Origin of the sequence: Phyllobacterium zundukense (assembly GCF_002764115.1) — a bacterium.
Classification (GTDB): domain Bacteria; phylum Pseudomonadota; class Alphaproteobacteria; order Rhizobiales; family Rhizobiaceae; genus Phyllobacterium; species Phyllobacterium zundukense.
Genome location: NZ_CP017942.1, coordinates 385,409 through 402,107 on the forward strand (window position 1 = coordinate 385,409; position 16,699 = coordinate 402,107).

At 58.0% G+C, this 16,699-nt stretch carries 15 protein-coding genes; 12 read left to right on the forward strand and 3 right to left on the reverse strand.

Features of this window, described 5'->3' with window-relative positions:
* Positions 1-17 precede the first annotated feature (17 nt).
* The gene (locus tag BLM14_RS24875; RefSeq protein ID WP_100002668.1) at positions 18-773 is read left to right on the forward strand and encodes a LuxR C-terminal-related transcriptional regulator; all 756 of its coding nucleotides are present in this window, start codon (positions 18-20) and stop codon (positions 771-773) included.
* A 323-nt stretch (positions 774-1,096) separates the two neighbouring features.
* Here BLM14_RS24875 and BLM14_RS24885 read toward each other — a convergent pair whose 3' ends face one another.
* Together BLM14_RS24885 and BLM14_RS24890 are read right to left on the reverse strand one after the other, a co-directional pair.
* Complete coding sequence (locus BLM14_RS24885; RefSeq protein WP_100002671.1) at positions 1,097-2,062, reverse strand: DMT family transporter; 966 nt, start codon at positions 2,060-2,062, stop codon at positions 1,097-1,099.
* 86 nt (positions 2,063-2,148) lie between these two features.
* Entirely contained in the window at positions 2,149-3,036 is an 888-nt protein-coding gene (locus tag BLM14_RS24890; protein WP_100002673.1) for an alpha/beta hydrolase, read from the reverse strand.
* Between the two features lie 476 nt (positions 3,037-3,512).
* Between BLM14_RS24890 and BLM14_RS24895 the strand changes: the two genes are divergently transcribed.
* Together BLM14_RS24895 and BLM14_RS24900 are read left to right on the forward strand one after the other, a co-directional pair.
* Positions 3,513-3,986, forward strand: coding sequence for an aminoacyl-tRNA deacylase (locus BLM14_RS24895; protein WP_100002674.1), 474 nt, complete (start codon positions 3,513-3,515; stop codon positions 3,984-3,986).
* A 526-nt stretch (positions 3,987-4,512) separates the two neighbouring features.
* Positions 4,513-4,899 carry a hypothetical protein gene (locus tag BLM14_RS24900; RefSeq protein ID WP_100002676.1) on the forward strand — a complete coding sequence of 129 codons (387 nt, stop codon included), beginning with the start codon at positions 4,513-4,515 and terminating at the stop codon, positions 4,897-4,899.
* Between the two features lie 189 nt (positions 4,900-5,088).
* Here the strand turns inward: BLM14_RS24900 and BLM14_RS24905 are convergent, their stop codons facing one another.
* Complete coding sequence (locus BLM14_RS24905) at positions 5,089-6,162, reverse strand: LacI family DNA-binding transcriptional regulator (RefSeq protein ID WP_100002678.1); 1,074 nt, start codon at positions 6,160-6,162, stop codon at positions 5,089-5,091.
* 118 nt (positions 6,163-6,280) lie between these two features.
* Here BLM14_RS24905 and bglB point away from each other — a divergent pair, with 118 nt between their 5' ends.
* The 9 genes from bglB (at position 6,281) to BLM14_RS31305 (ending at position 16,297) form a co-directional block, all read left to right on the forward strand.
* On the forward strand, positions 6,281-7,381 hold the full coding sequence (bglB, locus tag BLM14_RS24910) for a beta-galactosidase BglB (RefSeq protein ID WP_100002680.1): 1,101 nt from the start codon (positions 6,281-6,283) through the stop codon (positions 7,379-7,381).
* On the forward strand, positions 7,378-8,214 hold the full coding sequence (gene kduI, locus BLM14_RS24915; protein ID WP_100002682.1) for a 5-dehydro-4-deoxy-D-glucuronate isomerase: 837 nt from the start codon (positions 7,378-7,380) through the stop codon (positions 8,212-8,214). Before bglB ends, kduI begins: the two co-directional genes overlap by 4 nt.
* Positions 8,211-10,694: a hypothetical protein gene (locus BLM14_RS24920; protein ID WP_100002684.1), complete on the forward strand. Its 2,484-nt coding sequence runs from the start codon at positions 8,211-8,213 to the stop codon at positions 10,692-10,694. The genes kduI and BLM14_RS24920 overlap by 4 nt, the downstream gene beginning before the upstream one ends.
* 81 nt (positions 10,695-10,775) lie before the next feature.
* On the forward strand, positions 10,776-12,044 hold the full coding sequence (locus BLM14_RS24925) for an ABC transporter substrate-binding protein (RefSeq protein ID WP_100002686.1): 1,269 nt from the start codon (positions 10,776-10,778) through the stop codon (positions 12,042-12,044).
* 179 nt (positions 12,045-12,223) lie between these two features.
* On the forward strand, positions 12,224-13,252 hold the full coding sequence (locus tag BLM14_RS24930) for a carbohydrate ABC transporter permease (RefSeq protein ID WP_100002688.1): 1,029 nt from the start codon (positions 12,224-12,226) through the stop codon (positions 13,250-13,252).
* The gene (locus BLM14_RS24935) at positions 13,249-14,301 is read left to right on the forward strand and encodes a carbohydrate ABC transporter permease (protein WP_100002690.1); all 1,053 of its coding nucleotides are present in this window, start codon (positions 13,249-13,251) and stop codon (positions 14,299-14,301) included. Before BLM14_RS24930 ends, BLM14_RS24935 begins: the two co-directional genes overlap by 4 nt.
* Positions 14,302-14,312: 11 nt before the next feature.
* Positions 14,313-15,398, forward strand: a complete 1,086-nt coding sequence (locus tag BLM14_RS24940) for an ABC transporter ATP-binding protein (RefSeq protein WP_100002691.1) — start codon at positions 14,313-14,315, stop codon at positions 15,396-15,398.
* Complete coding sequence (gene kduD, locus BLM14_RS24945; protein ID WP_100002692.1) at positions 15,382-16,140, forward strand: 2-dehydro-3-deoxy-D-gluconate 5-dehydrogenase KduD; 759 nt, start codon at positions 15,382-15,384, stop codon at positions 16,138-16,140. Before BLM14_RS24940 ends, kduD begins: the two co-directional genes overlap by 17 nt.
* Positions 16,141-16,153: 13 nt before the next feature.
* Positions 16,154-16,297: a hypothetical protein gene (locus BLM14_RS31305; RefSeq protein WP_157929596.1), complete on the forward strand. Its 144-nt coding sequence runs from the start codon at positions 16,154-16,156 to the stop codon at positions 16,295-16,297.
* Positions 16,298-16,699 lie beyond the last annotated feature (402 nt).

Below are 16,699 nucleotides of genomic sequence, written 5' to 3' on the forward strand. Positions count from 1 at the left end.
TTTTGGGGGTAAGTAAAATGTCGGGAATTATGTATGAACGAATACCGGATGCTAATCATGCCGTTTTCAATCGGCATGCGGCTGCCCGCCGTGCAGAGTTCCGCATTGCATCGACCGAACTCCGTCCACAACGGACCCTTGCCATTATTGACGGATGTGCCGCAGCTCGACAGCATCTTTCATGGGGACTTCTATCGAGTGGGCTTGGACTGCGCATGGCCACATACGGCTCGATCGAAGATATAGAGGAACATGAGGCGGCGGAATTTTCGGTCGTTCTTGTGTGCGCTGACGACTCCAGACTCATGGATAATTCCATTGGGCCTGAGATCGAGGCGCTTGTTCGGAGATTTCCGAGTATCCCGGTCATTGTTCAGGCAGAACTATGCGGACCTCAGCAAATCCTGAGCGTTCTAGAGCAAGGTGCATGCGGTTATCTTCCAGGCAACGCCGGAATATCTGTTTGCATCGAAGCAATATCGATGGCTTTGGCCGGAGGTGTTTTCGTCGCGGCCGAGAACCTGCATGATATTCAACGCATGCTCGGAATCAGGCGTTATCAATTCAAGTGCGGGGGAATGTTCACACCAAGGGAACGGGACGTTATTGAGGTCCTGCGGCAGGGAAAGGCAAACAAGACGATTGCCTATGCTCTAAAGCTCGCTCCAAACACCGTGAAAGTTCACGTCCGAAATATATTCAAAAAGCTTCGGGCGACAAACCGGGCGGAAGCAATTTACAAAATCAACACCATGTTTGACGAAATGGTTTAGAGCGTCGTTCGGAAAAAATATGACGCCATTGGGGGTGACGGGGGCCGCTCCTGCATCTGACCCTCCCTCTTGTGGGGAGGGATTTTTTTTGAATAGTCAACGCTCCGGTTCGGTTGTAACGGCTGAGTTAAGGTATGCTGACGGCTTTGATGCCGAACAGTTATGCGGCGAGGATTGCGAAATCATCTGGGCGCTGCGGCGGATATCCACCAGTTCGGACTTGCCCGCTTTGCGGATATCCTTGCCACAAATTTGGATCGAACCATCGATAGCCAGAGACAAGATCGTTTAAAGATGCCGATGAGGGGCCGTCGCTATGCGCCTCATGGTTTTGACGCCACAGGTTTGGTCTGAGGCTTGAGCAGGATGACAAAAAGCAGGCCGACGACTATGAGCGCCGCGCCTTTGAGATGATAGGGTTGCAGGTGCTCGCCAAGGACAAAATAGGCGAGCACAGCGATAAAGATCGTCTGGAGATAGAGGAGCATGCCTGCCCGAGCTGCGCCCAGCGCTTCGACGCTCCAATTGAAAAGATAATACATCAGCGCTCCGCCGGGGATCGCCACATAGGCCAGCGCGATAAGCCCGCTGCCGTCGAGTGTCGAGCGTTCGTCGGAAGCAAGCTCCCAGAGGTAGAAGGGCAGCGCAGTCAGCGCTGCCGCGCCGAGCAGCAATACCAGGAGCGGAAGACGCTCCAACTCGAATTTCGCGCGGCGGAGCAGAACAGCATAGAGGCCGAAGCAGACGGCGCCGGCGACCACCCACAGTTCGCCGGAATTCACGTCGAGACGCATCAACGCCGCCGGGCTGCCTTTGATAACAATGACGACGATCCCAAGGAAGGCAATGACCGATCCGATCACCTGCCAGGCTCCCATCGGCTCATTCAGGATGAAACGGGCGAGGATCATGGTGATGATCGGGATCAGGGCCACAATGATGCCGGCCGTGGTGGCGTCGGCATATTCGAGCCCGACGAAAACCATGCCCTGACAGATCGCGAGCCCGATGCCGCCGACGAAGAGGAGTTCGAGCGGACGTGCCCGCACGAGCGCGGCCATAGAACTGAAATGGCCTCGCACGGTCGGCACCAGGATCGCCCAGGCGATCAGCACGCGCCAGAAGCAGAGCGCCCAGGGCGGCATCTCGGAAGAGACCCATTTTGCTGCGATATAGACGCCGGCCGACAGGAGCCAGCAGAGGACCGCCACGGAATAGCCGACTGCAACCGAACTGCCCGTCGACTGTTCCGTCCCGCCGCTATCGACTGCCAAGACATTTATCGCCATGACTCATTTATGCCACAGTTTCGGCAGCCTGCACAGATGATGACACCAGACTCGACTGCCAGTAGCGTCGGTTCCGGCGGGGCGCTTTAAGTCGCCAGGTGTTTGTTGATGAACGCGCCAGCCGAGGCGATCGCCATTCGCCCTGAAATCAGCCGTGCCGCCCACAGATGCCAGGCGTGGATCATGTGTGGCCAGATCTCCAGGTTCGTCGCCACGTCGACCGCCCCGAGCCGGCGGGCGATCCGCACTGCATCGTCGAGTAGTGTCTCGGCCGAACCAACCTGGATGAGGGTCGGTGGGAGCCCTGCAAGATCGGCATGGAGCGGCGAAGCGAGCGGATCGCGAGCGCTGGTCCCACCGAGATAGGCGTCCGCGAGCTCTTCGAGATAGTCGCGGTGAATCAGCGGATCGACGGCGTCCTTCTCGTCGATGCTTGCACCGGTCATTTCGAGATCGACCCATGGCGAAACCAACCAAGCGCAACCGGGCAGCGGTTTGCCAGCGTCACGCAAACGTATCATAGTCGCCAGCGTCAGCCCACCGCCAGCACTGTCGCCGCCAATCGCAATTGACGCCGCGGGGACCCCGTGAGCGAGCAGGAACTCAAACGCGGCAAGCCCATCGTCCAGCGCAGACGGGAACGGGCTCTCGGGCGCGAGCCGGTAACCGAGTGCAAGTGTGCGGACGCGTGCGGCGCGACCTGTCTCGGCGACCATCCTGCGATGGCTTTGGATCGATCCAGAGCAATAGCCGCCGCCATGGAAAAACAGCAGCGTCTTGGCGGTGTCGCTTTCCGGTGCCAGCGACCATTCTGCCTCACACATGCCGACCATTTGACGCTCGAAATGGATATCGGGTGCGATCGGATCTGCGGCTGCCACGAGATCGAGGCGCTGGCGACGTTCGGCGAGGCTCGTGGGCCGCGGACGGGATTGCAGCAGCGCCCTAACCGTATCGATCTCGTTCTCGTACATTGTCGCTACCTTCCGGGACCAGCGTTTAAAGATCATCAAAAACGATCGCCTTCTCGGTGATCGTTCTTGGAAGACAGCGGAAAAGATAGCACAAGACCAACAGGTTTGAACGGCCCTGACACCGTGGTTCGTTGCCTAACATTTCTCAAGTCCAAAGCGTCTGTTCAATGTCGAAAGCAATGATAATCCTGGCTTTGAAAAGGCTGATAATGGCGGCTTTTTATTGTAGCCTTGCTGCATCAACGGCAAGAGAGCTTTGAACTTTTTGCAGATCGTGGCTTTTGCACCCTCAATCCGAAGCGGAAACTGCGCTAGTCCTCCGTCAAGCCCGCATTGGCGAGATCGGCAAAGCAGCGGTTCAATATATCGCGGTTACTTCCCTGTCGGCCTACCGCTTCACACATCCGCACTGACCGAGAAATACGACTTGAAGTCTGCTATTCTATGGGCACCACGCAACAAGAGGAGTGCCTACGATGACGATCGCAAGGAAACTTCAGGACTATATCGACGGCGCAGGTATCGCCTACGACACCGTCGCTCATCACCGCACAGCAACAACCAGCCAGTCGGCGCAAGCAGCGCATGTTCCGGGCAGCAAGCTGGCCAAATCCGTGGTTGTACATCACGAAATGGGGTACGTTCTAGCTGTTGTTCCGAGCACGCACCGGATCGAGCTCTCCACATTGCAGGATGTGATTGACCGGCGTCTTGGTCTCGCCTCGGAGGAGGAGGTCAGCTCGCTTTTCGCCGATTGCGACATCGGTGCAGTGCCGCCCATTGGATCGGCGTACGATGTGCCGGTGGTTCTCGACGAGAGCCTCGGCAACGTCAGCGACGACGTCTATTTCGAAGGCGGTGACCACAAGACACTGGTGCATGTCAGCGGACCTAACTTTCGCAGCCTTATGAAGGATGCGCGGATCGCCCGCTTTAGCCACCGAGCGTAGATGTCACGATCATGGACCGCGCTTCGCGGCAATTGATGGTCGCTACCGGCAGCTGATCGAAGCATCCGGCGCGCCCATTAGTGGTCGGCAGCGTTCCATGAGCCCCGCCAAAACTTATTTGCGCGACGCACGCAACGAGGGGCCCGCTACGCCTCAATCGCTATGAGAGACTGCGCGCTGGTTGTCGAAGATGGCGAGCGGCCGCCAAGAACTGTTTCAAACCACTGACGCGGTAGTTCGAAATATTCTAAGCACGTCGGACTGCGCCTTTTGTAGTAGATCGGCTGTTCCTTCTGATTCCATCAAGCTGCACCTCCCATCGCGTTGGCACTGCAAGACGTAACGAAATTGTCTTCCCATGTGACAAGCAGACTATCTGGTTTGTGGGTGACATCGCAACGGTGCCATTATCCATCCTGACATGAATGGGCCGACAGCCATGATACTGTGAGCACGCGCCGCCTAGTGTTAACGACACCATTTGGCAGCCCGTGATGAAGTGAAGAGGAGACCAAGGGAGCTCGTCATGTCCAGGATCAACCGCCGCGCCTTGCTTCTTAACTCCGGCAGCGCCGTCATCGCTTCGACGGTTGGGGCAACGGCTCTAGCCACAGAGCCGCTAAGCCGGGACCACGGTTCGTCCAGCGGTCTGCGGGCGCTGATCAAGGCGCACAAGGCAACATACGCGGCGTTCGCCAAGGCAATCCACGAAATGGGCGGCAGTGACCGAGGCCACGACAGAGCGAGCTGGGCTGAGGAAAGGGCGCTGGTGGCTGTCTGCGCCTATCCCGCGATCAGCGAAGGTGATCGCCGGGCCAAGGCTCAATATCTTTTGAAGATTGAGGCGCGAGGCGAGCTCGACCTGTCAGAGCACATGCAGGCGCTTCTCCGCTCGACGATGTGGAAAGGATAGAGCCGGTTTCCGCGTCGCGTACTGGAACTCGTTGCCGGTAATTATCCCCATATGCGAGAAAATAATCTTCGGTGCAGGCCGGCGCAGCTGGAAGATTTGATGTTCAGCATGGACCTCGGGACAGAGAACACTCGCCGATGCCCTTAAGATCCGATGTTGCCATCTCCCCGAATTGAAAATTGCCTGCAATCAGGCTTGTGAAATTCTATCCACTTGCGTACGTCGTGGGCCGGTTGATGACCGCTCGACGAGGTGGCAGGCAAGTTCCACACGGCGCGGCGGCATCGGCAGACTGGATAGATTATCTCGCAAAAGATCAAGCGCTACTGAGCCGATTTCGCGCATGGGAATGTGCATGGTCGTCAGTGGTGGGTTCAAGAAAGCCGCCTGCGGCAGGTCATCCATTCCCATGACCGACACGTCGCCGGGCACCGAGAAACCCTTCTGTTGAACGCCCATCATAGCGCCGACTGCAAGACTGTCGCCGGCGGCAAGAACCGCCGTGAAATCCAGACCACGTGCGCTGATACGCGAAGCGATGGCCTGAGCCGCGAGTTCCGGCAACCAGTCTTCAACCGAAACGATGAGATCCTCATCTACGGATAGACCGCTGTGCCGCAAAGCGTCTTGCCAACCCTCGTAGCGCCGCTCTATCGTTCGCCGGCCCGGCCGCATCAAAAACAGGATGCGCTGGTGACCGAGATCAATCAGGTGATCCGCCGCCAGTCGCGCACTTGATCGATTGCAGGGCGTCACGCTGGAGAGCCTCATAAATGGATCGTCGCCGTTCAGAAGGACAATCGGCTTATCGAAGCCACGCGTCGCTGCAAGCATATCCTCGTCGTCCACGGTGAGAAAAAGAACACCCGCAACTTCAGGATCTTCACGCGCTTCTCTCAGCACTGCCAGTTCCTCGTTCCTGTCGGCGATCGGACGAGTAACGATCTCAAGTCCGAGCGCCAGTGCGCGCTCTTTCAGTCCCTCCAGGACGTAGAGCGTGAACTGATTGCGCACATAGTCAATCATGGCGGCGCTGGATGCTGCCAGAATGACTTTCTGCCCCGCTACAGCCGTCGGGATGACATAATTGCCGACCTTGGCTGCTTCAAGAATTTGCTGGCGGATCTCTGGCCGAACCCCTTTTTCGCCCGCCAAAGCACGCGACGCAGTGCTGAGGGACACGCCACAAGTTGCGGCGATGTCTACGAGGCGCACGCGCCGGCTCTTCTTCCCGCGCTTACCGGGCAATGGTTTGGCAGCCATTGTCGTATCTCCTTTTGCCGCAATTATGAAAAAAATTTTCAGATTGCGCAAGAAAAATCAACATGCATTATCTGGCTACAGAGCCGCCCGTAAGAGTGGACTGATTGGGAGGAGTACTATGGGCCCGAACGGCCGCGATATTCATATTGGTCTCGATCGCCTTGTCGCCGGAATGACCGGACTCAAGCATGACGGCCGCTTCCATGAACCGAATCTCGACGGCACTGCCGGCGACTACATCAGCTTCGACAGTTGGGAATGGCCGCAAGGCGTCGGACTCTACGGGCTGATCCGGCTTTGGCTGTTCACAGGGCGTGATGATCTTCGCTTGCTTGTGGAAAACTGGTACGCGGATCGGCTTGAGGGTGGACTACCGCAACTCAACGTCAACACGACAGCACCGATGCTTGGTCTTTCCGTTCTCTGGGCAAAGACGGGCGATCCACGCTGGAAGCCCCTGTTGGATGACTGGGCAAACCGTGTGATCACGGAAATGGGCCGGACGCCGGAAGGCGGCTTTGAACATCACGTGTCTGACAAGATCAATGACAACGAACTTTGGGACGACACGCTCTATATGGTCGCACTGTTCCTGGCCTCCTATGGCCAGGCAAGCGGGCGACAGGAACTGATCGATGAGGCGTCGCGGCAATTCCTTGTTCATGCACGCTACCTCGCCGACCCGCATACAGGCCTGTGGTTCCATGGCTGGACCTTCGACGGCAGGCACAATTTCGCTGGAGCTCATTGGGCGCGCGGCAATGCCTGGATCACGGCAGGCATCCTTGATTTTTTCGACCTGGCCGAGATGGCAAGACCAGTCAAGGACCACTTGCAGGGCGTTCTCCTTGCACAGGTCGATGCACTATTGCCGCTTCAGACTGCGTCTGGCGCATGGCACACGCTGCTTGACGACGCCACCTCCTATGAAGAGATCTCCGCAACGGCCGGCATCGGCTACGGCCTGTTGAAGGGTTACCGCCTTGGTATCGGAACGCCGGCATGGCGGACGGGGGGCCTGAAGGCGCTGCAGGCGGTGATGAACAATATCGATGAAACCGGCACAGTGCTCAATGTCTCCTATGGCACGCGCATGGGCCACGATCTCCAATTCTACAGAGATATCCCCATCCAGCCGACGGGCTACGGACAGGCCTTGGCGATCTTGTGCCTTTCGGAAGCATTGCAGCACGTTGGAGCAGAAGGACAAACGGCATGACGATGAAGGTTTTGTACGGGGCTGCGCCAGAGGATATCAAGAGCTATGACACGGAGCGCCTCCGCAGTGAGTTCCTGATCACCGACCTGTTTGCGGCGGACACCGTCAGTTTCACCTATACGCATGTCGATCGCCTCATCCTCGGCGGCGCTATGCCAGTTTCAGAGAGCCTGTCCTTCGGATCCGGGATCGACATCGGCACGCGTTATCTCTTGTCGGCGCGCGAATTGGGAATCGCCAATCTCGGCGGAGCGGGCACCGTCACTGTAGATGGCAAGGTTTTCACATTGCAGAACCGTGACGTTCTTTATGTGGGTCGGGGCGCCAAGGAAATAACCGTGGCGAGCCTCTCGGCCAACACCCCTGCCCGGTTCTACATGAACTCGGTGCCGGCCGGTGTCGACCTCCCACATCGACTGATACCCAAGGCTGAGTCAAAGCCGCTCGAACTTGGCGATGCGCGCCGATCGAACAAGCGCCGCCTCGCCATGTATATCCATCCGGAAGTTGCGCCATCATGCCTGCTGTTAATGGGCATTACGGATCTTGCCGAAGGCAGCGTGTGGAACACCATGCCGCCGCACCTGCACGAGCGGCGGATGGAAGCCTATTGCTACTTCGACATGGCGGGCGAGGACCGCGTCATCCACCTGATGGGCCGCCCCGAAGAGACCCGTCATCTACTTGTTGCCAACGGCGAGGCAGTGCTTTCTCCCGCCTGGTCGATCCACATGGGTGCCGGGACCGGCCCTTACGCTTTCGTCTGGGGCATGACTGGCGAAAACCAGGAATACAACGACGTGGCCCCGGTAGCGCTGGCAGATCTGAAATGAACGACACCAAATCCCACATGAAGAGAGCCCTGAAGCCAGGTGAGGCGATTCGCTACTGGCAGCTCGGGGCTATCGCAGAAGAGCGTTTCGATGTTCCGGACACCCCGATGAAGGGTGAAATGGATCCCTTCTTCTTCCTGACCAAGCACAAGAATTTCATCCCGCATGAGTATCCCTGCCGTACGATTTTTGCCGAGCGCTATCGCGGTCAACGGCCCGATGCCCGTGGCTCTTTCGACGCAGCGCGGTGGTGGCTACCCTTCGGCTCGCCGCGGCTCGATCTGTCAGGCTTCTGGTTCCGTCCGACGCGGCTCGCCACGTGGGCACGCACTTTTATACACGCCGAAGTCGCTGGTGCTGCCAAGGTGCGGCTCGGCACTTGCGGGGGTGCGGTCCTCTGGTTAAATGGCACCGAAGTTGCCTGGATGGCACCCTACAACCGCAATCTCGAGGCGAAATCCGAGTACGACCTGCAGCTTATGGCGGGTCTGAACGAGATCACCATTTTCTTCGACGATCTGGCCGAACGTGATGCACGCTATTTCTTCCAGCTCGACTATCTGTCCGGCCCCACTGCGAGCGTAGTGGTGCCGGTTCCCTGCGCAAGTGGGGTAGCGGAGAATATAGAAGCCGCGCTCGACGGTATGCATTTCGACCGCACCGCCTATTTCGATGGCGACATCACCCTGCTTTTTGCCACCCCACTGCCCGTCGACGTGGGGGTCAATGTCGCAGTCGAAGGTGACTTTATGTCAACCGAACGTTTTGACCTCGACTTGGTGCTGAGAGCTGGCGACGCGCGTCTGACCATTTGCCCGTCGGAAAAGGCGCCCGCTGACTTTCGCCATTTCCGTATTACGCTGGACGCTGGCGGCTTTGTCGCCACCCGCTCGCTGGGCGTCGAGATCTGCCATACCGGCCGCCAGGGAGCCGCCCCCGCCGCGCTTGCCGACCGGATCGCGGAAACACTGGACGAAATATCGCAATTTTCCGAACGCGACACGGTTCGCGCCTTCGCACGTCTGGCAAGTGGCCGAGGCGGTGCTGACACCGATGCCATGATCGAAGAAATCCTGCCGTCGATTGAAGATTGTCATGACTGCGCCGATTTCTCGATTGTTCCGCTGATCTGGGCACGCTCGGTCTGGGGCGCGGATATCAACGAAACGACGCGTAACCGCATCGATCAGGCGATCCTCAACTATCGCTATTGGATGGACGAGCCCGGCAACGACGTGCAGTGGTATTTCTCTGAAAACCACGCACTCCTGTTCCATACCTCGGCCTATCTTGCCGGGCATCTCCTAGCTGGCTCGACCTTCGCGCGCTCCGGCCGCAAGGGCGAGGCGCAGAGCAAAATCGGAGCCACTCGCGTGCGTGCGTGGCTTGACCATTTCGAGGCCTGGGAAATGGCGGAGTTCAATTCCGCGCCCTATTTCCCTATTGATCTCAAGGGCCTGACCGCACTCGCCGCCCTCTCGCCCGACACCGACATCGCAGATCGCGCCAGGAACGGCATCGTGCGTCTATGCGAGATCATCGCCCGCTCGGCCCATCACGGGATGGTCACGGCAGCGCAGGGCCGCTCCTATGAGCACACGCTATGCGCGGGCCGCTCGCTGGAGCTTTCCGGTGTTGCGCGCCTGTTCTGGGGCAGAGGTTGGTATGGCCGCCGCGTCCACGCCTTGCCGCAGCTTGCCGTCTGCCTGCGCGATCATGGCCTGATCGTGCCGGAAGCCTTGCAGATGATCGCTTGCCATCAGGCTGATCAACACCAGGAATGGCGTTTCGCGCAGGGAGAGAACAGCTTTGCCGCACTCTACCATTACAAAGGCCGCGATTTCGCCATGGGATCGGCTGCACACTATCGCTGGAACGAATGGGGCTACCAGGAGACCATCCTGCACCTGCGGCTTGGGAAGCGTCCCGAAGCCGCAATATGGATCAATCACCCCGGCGAGACAATTCAATTCGGGTACGGTCGACCCTCATATTGGGGCGGCTGCGGCACCCTCCCCCGCACGCACCAATATCGAGGCCTGGCCGTGCTCGATTTTTCCACGTTCGACGAGCAACCGGATTTCACCCACGCCTGGTTCCCTGTCGCCGAATTCGACGAAACCATAGTCAACGGTAATCTTGCACTCGCCCGCAGTGGGCAAGGTGCGGTATTATTGCAAGGAAGCTCGGAACTTTTAGCTATCAAGGATGGCCCGTCCGCCAACGCGGAACTGCGCCAATATGGCCGCAAGACACGCTGGATCGTGCGCGTCTGCGCGGCGCCGGACCTGAAGACCGTCAAAGCCAGGTTCGCAGGTCTCGCCATTAGCGAGGGCACAGACGGCACGCTGGTGATCGAGGATCCCGACTACGGCATTGTCAAATTTCATCGAGACGGGTCAATGGAGGCTGAGGGCCGGGCCATTTTGCCGAAGGATTTCACGATTGCCGGCGAGGTAACCATGCTGGCTACCAAGTAACGGCGGAGAAGCCGGCCCTGGAGGCAGGCACACCGTTTATCTACGAGCGGGAGAAGGCTCGTCCATAAGAGGAGGAAGATTATGACCAAGACAAGTACGATGCTAGCTGCATTCGCTATCGGACTTTTGGCGTCGACGGCGGCCATGGCTGGAGACGTCCGCATCATGTGGTATTCCGATGGTGTGGAGGGCGAGGTCCTGAAGGATCTCCTCGGCCGTTTCATGAAGGAAAATCCCGGGATCAACGTCATTCTCGACAATGTTTCCTATAGCGTGGTGCGCGAGCAGCTACCGGTCCAGCTGGAAGCGGGCGATGGTCCGGATATAGCGCGCGTGACCAATTTGAAGGCGTTGAGCCAACACTGGCTCGATCTGCGCCCGCTGGTCGCCGACACAGCCTATTGGGACAAGAATTTCGGTGGGCAGGCGGACTGGATGCGTCCTGACGGTTCGAACCAGATTTCCGGTTTCATGACCCAGATTACTCTGACAGGCGGCTTCGCCAACAAAACGCTGTTCGACCAGGCCGGTGTCGCCATTCCGGCCAAGGACGCAACCTGGGACGACTGGGCAAAGGCTGCGAAACAGGTTGCTGAAAGCCAGAAGGTGCCGTTTCCGATGGCGCTTGACCGCTCGGGCCACCGGCTGACCGGGCCCAACCTTTCCTATGGCTCCAACTATATTGGTCCGGATGGCAAACCCGCCCCGCTCGATGACGGTGCCAAGAACTTCATCACCAAGTTTGTTGGTTGGGTCACCGACGGAACAATGAGCAAGGACGTCTGGGTGTCAGCCGCTGGTTCGACCTATCGCGCCGGCGCAGATGACTTCATCAATGGCCAGCTCGTCTATTACTATTCCGGCTCCTGGCAAGTGCCAAACTTCTCCACGAAGATCGGCTCGAACTTCGATTGGGTTGCGACCGGCAGCCCTTGCGGATCCGCAAATTGCACTGGGATGCCAGGTGGCGCCGGTCTCGTGGCAATCAAATACACGAAGAACCCGAAAGAGGTCGCCAAGGTCATGGATTATCTGGCGCGCGAAGACATCGTAAAGGAATTCTCAGAACGCACGCTGTTCCTGCCAGCGCACAAGGGCGTGATCGAAAAAGGGCTCGATTTCAAAACCGATGACGAGCAGGCAAAGGCGGCTCTCAACACCTTTGTGTCGTCAACGTCTTCCCTGTCGGATCTCGCGCAAAAGTTGCCGGGCTGGTATTGGTCGGACACCATCTATGGTGCCCTGGTCACCCGCGTAAGCCAGGCGGCAGCAGGCGAACTCAAACTTGACGAAGCATTTTCGCGTATCGACGCGGATATTGCAGCCAAGGTCAAAGACTCCGGTCTTTAACGATCGATACGCGTGCCAAGGGCGACAGCGCCAAGAACTGCTGTCGTCCCGAACTCTCATAAGGTCGCCGGAAACCACGCCACCCGCATCCGGTGCAGTGAAGACTTGAGACGCAATTTGTGGGTTGAATCAGCGACAATGGATGATGCCGGTTTCGGCTTGGCGGAGGGAAGCGAACAATGATGGCAGATATTCCCGGAAAGACCAATTTAAGCATTGGCGAAATCATTATGCTTCCGGTTCGCTTTGCAATGGGGCTCATCGATTTTCCGTTGCGCTGGCTGCAGCGGACGACCGGAATCGGCGGCATGGCGACCTTTTTCCTCCTGCCCAATATGCTGATATTCGGCATCTTTGTCCTCCTGCCGTTTTTCATCAACTTTGCCTATTCGATGACGGGCGGCACCGCCCTATTTCTGCCGGACCGCAATTTTGTCGGCATGGGTCAATATTCCCGGCTCGTCGACTGCTCCAACTATCTCGATCCGAACAGCTGCGCCGAAGACACATTCTGGACTGCCGTGGGCAACACGGGGTGGTTTGTCGTGCTCCAGGTCACCTTGATGATCGGCTTCTCGCTCGTAACCGCTCTAATCCTCAATCGCGACCTTATGGCACGCAGTTTCTGGCGCGCAATGTTCTTCTTTCCCGTGTTGCTGTCACCGGTGGTCGTCGGCCTCATCTGGAAATGGATCCTGCAACGTCAGGGTCTCTTGAACTTCGGTCTCTACGGCTTCGGCTTCGAACCCTATGCCTGGCTGAACGACCGCAACTGGTCATTTGCTGCGACAGTCGGCGTATCGATCTGGGCACATATGGGATTCTACACCCTAATACTTCTGGCCGGACTCCAGGCTATTCCAAAGGATCTTTATGAAGCTGCAGAGATGGACGGTACAAGGCCGACGCGTGCATTTCTGCGTATTACGTTGCCACTTCTGGCACCCAACCTCCTCGTCGTGATCGTTCTTGTCTTGATACGGGCGGTACAAATATTCGATGAGGTCTATGTCCTCACAGGTGGAGGCCCAGGGACCAGCACCTTGTACCTCACCCAGTATATCTATGAGACCGGCTTCGCCACGCAGCTTCGCAATCCGGGACTGGCTGCTGCAGCTTCAATCCTGATGGGCGTGGTTCTTGTCGTCCTGACACTGCTGCAACTCGGTCTCAGCCGGTCAAGCGAAAAGAACGGAGGCCGCAAATGAGCCGTGTCGCGCAATTCCTTTTTCGTCGCAGAGGAGGCAAGGGCTGGCATTGGACGGATATCGTGACCTGGGTCTGGCTCGTAGGGGGCCTGTTCATCATGTTTGGTCCCGCGGTCTGGCTCGTCGGCTCGTCCTTCAAGTCGCCTGCAGCGCTTGCAGAGTTTCCCCCGACCATATTGCCCTACGTGACCCAGAAAGTGACCGTCGAGGGGTTCGACAAACCACTCGATCTTTATGAAGTGACGCTACCAGACGGCGTCAAGGCAAAGCTCGCCGAAGTTCGGCGTATTGGCGTTGTCAGCCAGATGATCGATCCCGGCAATCCGGGAGAGGTCATCAAGGTGAACATCTCGCAACGCTCGCCGGTTCGCGAGATGTCCTTCGCTTCGGAGAATTACACCGAACCGTTCACGCACTTCGACTTTGTGCGGTACCTTTGGAATTCGGTCTTCGTGACGGTGGTGGCCACCCTGATCACTCTGGTCGTCAATTCAATGGCCGCCTTTGCGCTCAGCAAATATGAGTTTCGTGGTCGGACGGTAGCCATGCTTGTCATCCTGGCGACACTGATGGTGCCCCTTTCGGTCATCATGGTGCCGCTCTATTCGATTGTCTCGGCACTCGGCCTCTTCAACAACCTCTGGGGCGTAATTCTGCCGACCGTCGCGACGCCGACCGGCGTCTTTATCCTTCGCCAATACATGCTGACCATTCCTGATGAACTGGTCGATGCCGCCCGCATGGACAAAGCGTCGGAATGGCAGATTTACTGGCGTATCATCTTGCCCCTGACGGCGCCGGCTCTCGCCGTTCTCGCGATCTTTTCTGTAGTCTGGCGCTGGAATGACTTCCTATGGCCACTGATCGTGTTGTCGCGGAAGGAACTTTACACCTTGCAGGTTGGGCTCAGCATCTATTCGGGCGAGCTGAACGTGCAATGGCACTTCATCCTTGCCATGACTGTCGTGACCATGATCCCGGTCGTGCTGGTCTTCATCTTCCTGCAGCGCTTCATCACCACCGGCATCGCCGGAACCGGACTGAAATAAAGGGGATATTCATGGGCCATATCAAGCTTACCAATGTCGCAAAGTCCTTCGGCAGTGTCGATGTGCTTCATGATATCAATCTTGAGATAGCGGACAGCGAATTCGTCGTATTTGTCGGCCCCTCCGGTTGCGGCAAGTCCACCTTGCTCCGGATGATCGCCGGTCTTGAGCGGCCGACCAGCGGTGAACTCGCTATTGACGGAAAGGTGGTTAACACCGTTCCCGCCGCCGACCGCGGGCTGGCGATGGTTTTTCAGTCCTATGCCCTCTATCCCCACATGAGCGTTCGCCAGAACCTCGCATTCGGCCTGGAAAATACCAAGATGCCGACGGCGGAGATAGCGGAGCGCATCGGAGAGGCGGCACGCATGCTCGAGATCGAGCCCTATCTCGAGCGAAGGCCGGGCCAGCTTTCGGGCGGTCAACGCCAACGCGTCGCCATCGGCCGGGCAATCGTACGCCGACCGGTCGCCTTCCTGCTCGACGAGCCACTTTCCAATCTCGATGCTGAACTTCGTGGCTCCACGCGCGCGGAGATTGCCGCGCTCCATGCAAGGCTTTCAGCCACGATGATCTATGTGACACACGATCAGGTCGAGGCCATGACACTCGCCGACAGGATCGTGGTGCTTCGTGCTGGTCGTATCGAACAGATCGGCACGCCGCTGGAACTCTATAATTCGCCGGCCAACCGCTTTGTTGCCGGCTTCATCGGCTCGCCGCACATGAATTTTCTCGAAGGCACGGTAGAATCGCTCCAGTCGAGCAAGGCGGTCGTGGCATTGATCGGTGGACATCGGTTGGAAGTACCAGCTGACGGCACGAGCATCGCCAAGGGCGCACGCGTGACCTTAGGTGTACGCCCTCAGCACATCTCGATTGGCGGCGCCACGCACGGCATTCCAGCAAAAATAAAACTGGTAGAAGCGCTCGGCTCCGAGACCGTTCTCCATACCGACGTCGCCGGCCAGAAGGTGTTAGTGGTTGCTTCAGGGCAATACGATCTAATGCCGGGTACTGATATTCGCTTGTCGCTATCGACGGCGCCGCTTCACGTATTCAACGAAAAGGGTCTCCGCTTTGGCCACACCGTTTGATCTTTCAGGTAAGGTTGCGCTTGTGACTGGGGCGAGGACAGGCCTCGGCAGAGGGATGGCGCTGGCATTGGCCGGAGCGGGAGCCGACATTGCGGCCCTCGGTTCAACGACGATGCCGGAGACTGCGGAACTGGTTCAGCAAGCCGGCAGACGCTTTCATGCGCTTCAAGTCGATCTCGCCAAGCGGTTCGATCCAGCGGCGATCGTCGATGAAGTCGTCTCCAGGCTGGGGGCTATCGACATCCTCGTCAACAATGCCGGGATCATTCGTCGCGCCGACCTTCTCGACTATTCCGAAGAGGATTGGGATAGTGTCATCGATGTCAATCTGAAGGCCGCGTTTCTGTTGTCACAAGCAGCGGCCCGTCACATGATCCAGAGCAGCCGCTCAGGGCGTATCATCAATGTCGCCTCCATGCTGACTTTCCAGGGTGGCATTCGTGTACCGGCATATACTGCTTCCAAACATGGAATCGCCGGGTTGACCAAGGCCATGGCGAACGAGCTTGCGCCGCACGGAATAACGGTCAATGCAATTGCACCCGGCTACATGGCCACCGATAACACCGAAGCGCTTCGAAAAGACCCGGAGCGCAACAGTCAGATTTCCGCACGCATCCCGATGGGACGATGGGGTACTCCTGACGACCTTGATACCTCGGTGCTGTTCCTTGCCGCTCCAGGCTCGAGCTATGTAACCGGCACCATCCTGCCGGTCGATGGCGGCTGGCTCGTGCGGTAATGCGAGACCGCCGATGACTGTTTCCATCCAACGGGTGAAGGCTCTCTTGTGCATGGCGGAAACGTCACTGGAACTCGTGACGGAGGACGCCGGAGTCACGTTGTGGAGCGGCTTCGTTTCCGCCTTCCCGACGGATCGCAGGTTCGTGCTTTCCTGACACGACCTATTGACATCCAAGTGTCGCGGCCGGCTATCCGCTATGCCCATGCACATGGCGGACGCTATGAGATCGGCGCGAGTGAGCTTGTCGCTGCCGGCTGCCCAATGTCAAAAAATGCCAGCGTGAAATGATAAGTTAACGTCCAGAACCAAGGGCGTATCCTAACCGCAGACCACGTTCCCGAATGTCTCACTTATCTGTTCAGGTCACAGGAAAACGCTCGCGGGCGTACTAGACAGTGGCACCAGCTTGTGGCGGGCATGGGCCGAGGGTGGTCAGGAACTCGCAACGTGGCTCGTAACGCTGGCATTGTTGTACGAAGTATCCGGAATACCATCCCGCTATAGAGGATGGCAGCGGGGAGCGACGCAAGCATTAAGGGTTTTATACAGTGCAAGC

Excerpts from the sequence above, each read along its gene's own strand:
- kduI (WP_100002682.1), top strand. The coding sequence starts at position 7,378 with ATGACGATGAAGGTTTTGTACGGGGCTGCGCCAGAGGATATCAAGAGC.
- BLM14_RS31305 (WP_157929596.1), top strand. The coding sequence starts at position 16,154 with ATGACTGTTTCCATCCAACGGGTGAAGGCTCTCTTGTGCATGGCGGAA.
- BLM14_RS24940 (WP_100002691.1), top strand. The coding sequence starts at position 14,313 with ATGGGCCATATCAAGCTTACCAATGTCGCAAAGTCCTTCGGCAGTGTC.
- BLM14_RS24905 (WP_100002678.1), bottom strand. The coding sequence starts at position 6,162 with ATGGCTGCCAAACCATTGCCCGGTAAGCGCGGGAAGAAGAGCCGGCGC.
- BLM14_RS24935 (WP_100002690.1), top strand. The coding sequence starts at position 13,249 with ATGAGCCGTGTCGCGCAATTCCTTTTTCGTCGCAGAGGAGGCAAGGGC.
- BLM14_RS24885 (WP_100002671.1), bottom strand. The coding sequence starts at position 2,062 with ATGGCGATAAATGTCTTGGCAGTCGATAGCGGCGGGACGGAACAGTCG.
- bglB (WP_100002680.1), top strand. The coding sequence starts at position 6,281 with ATGGGCCCGAACGGCCGCGATATTCATATTGGTCTCGATCGCCTTGTC.
- BLM14_RS24895 (WP_100002674.1), top strand. The coding sequence starts at position 3,513 with ATGACGATCGCAAGGAAACTTCAGGACTATATCGACGGCGCAGGTATC.
- BLM14_RS24875 (WP_100002668.1), top strand. The coding sequence starts at position 18 with ATGTCGGGAATTATGTATGAACGAATACCGGATGCTAATCATGCCGTT.
- BLM14_RS24930 (WP_100002688.1), top strand. The coding sequence starts at position 12,224 with ATGATGGCAGATATTCCCGGAAAGACCAATTTAAGCATTGGCGAAATC.
- BLM14_RS24900 (WP_100002676.1), top strand. The coding sequence starts at position 4,513 with ATGTCCAGGATCAACCGCCGCGCCTTGCTTCTTAACTCCGGCAGCGCC.
- BLM14_RS24890 (WP_100002673.1), bottom strand. The coding sequence starts at position 3,036 with ATGTACGAGAACGAGATCGATACGGTTAGGGCGCTGCTGCAATCCCGT.
- BLM14_RS24925 (WP_100002686.1), top strand. The coding sequence starts at position 10,776 with ATGACCAAGACAAGTACGATGCTAGCTGCATTCGCTATCGGACTTTTG.
- BLM14_RS24920 (WP_100002684.1), top strand. The coding sequence starts at position 8,211 with ATGAACGACACCAAATCCCACATGAAGAGAGCCCTGAAGCCAGGTGAG.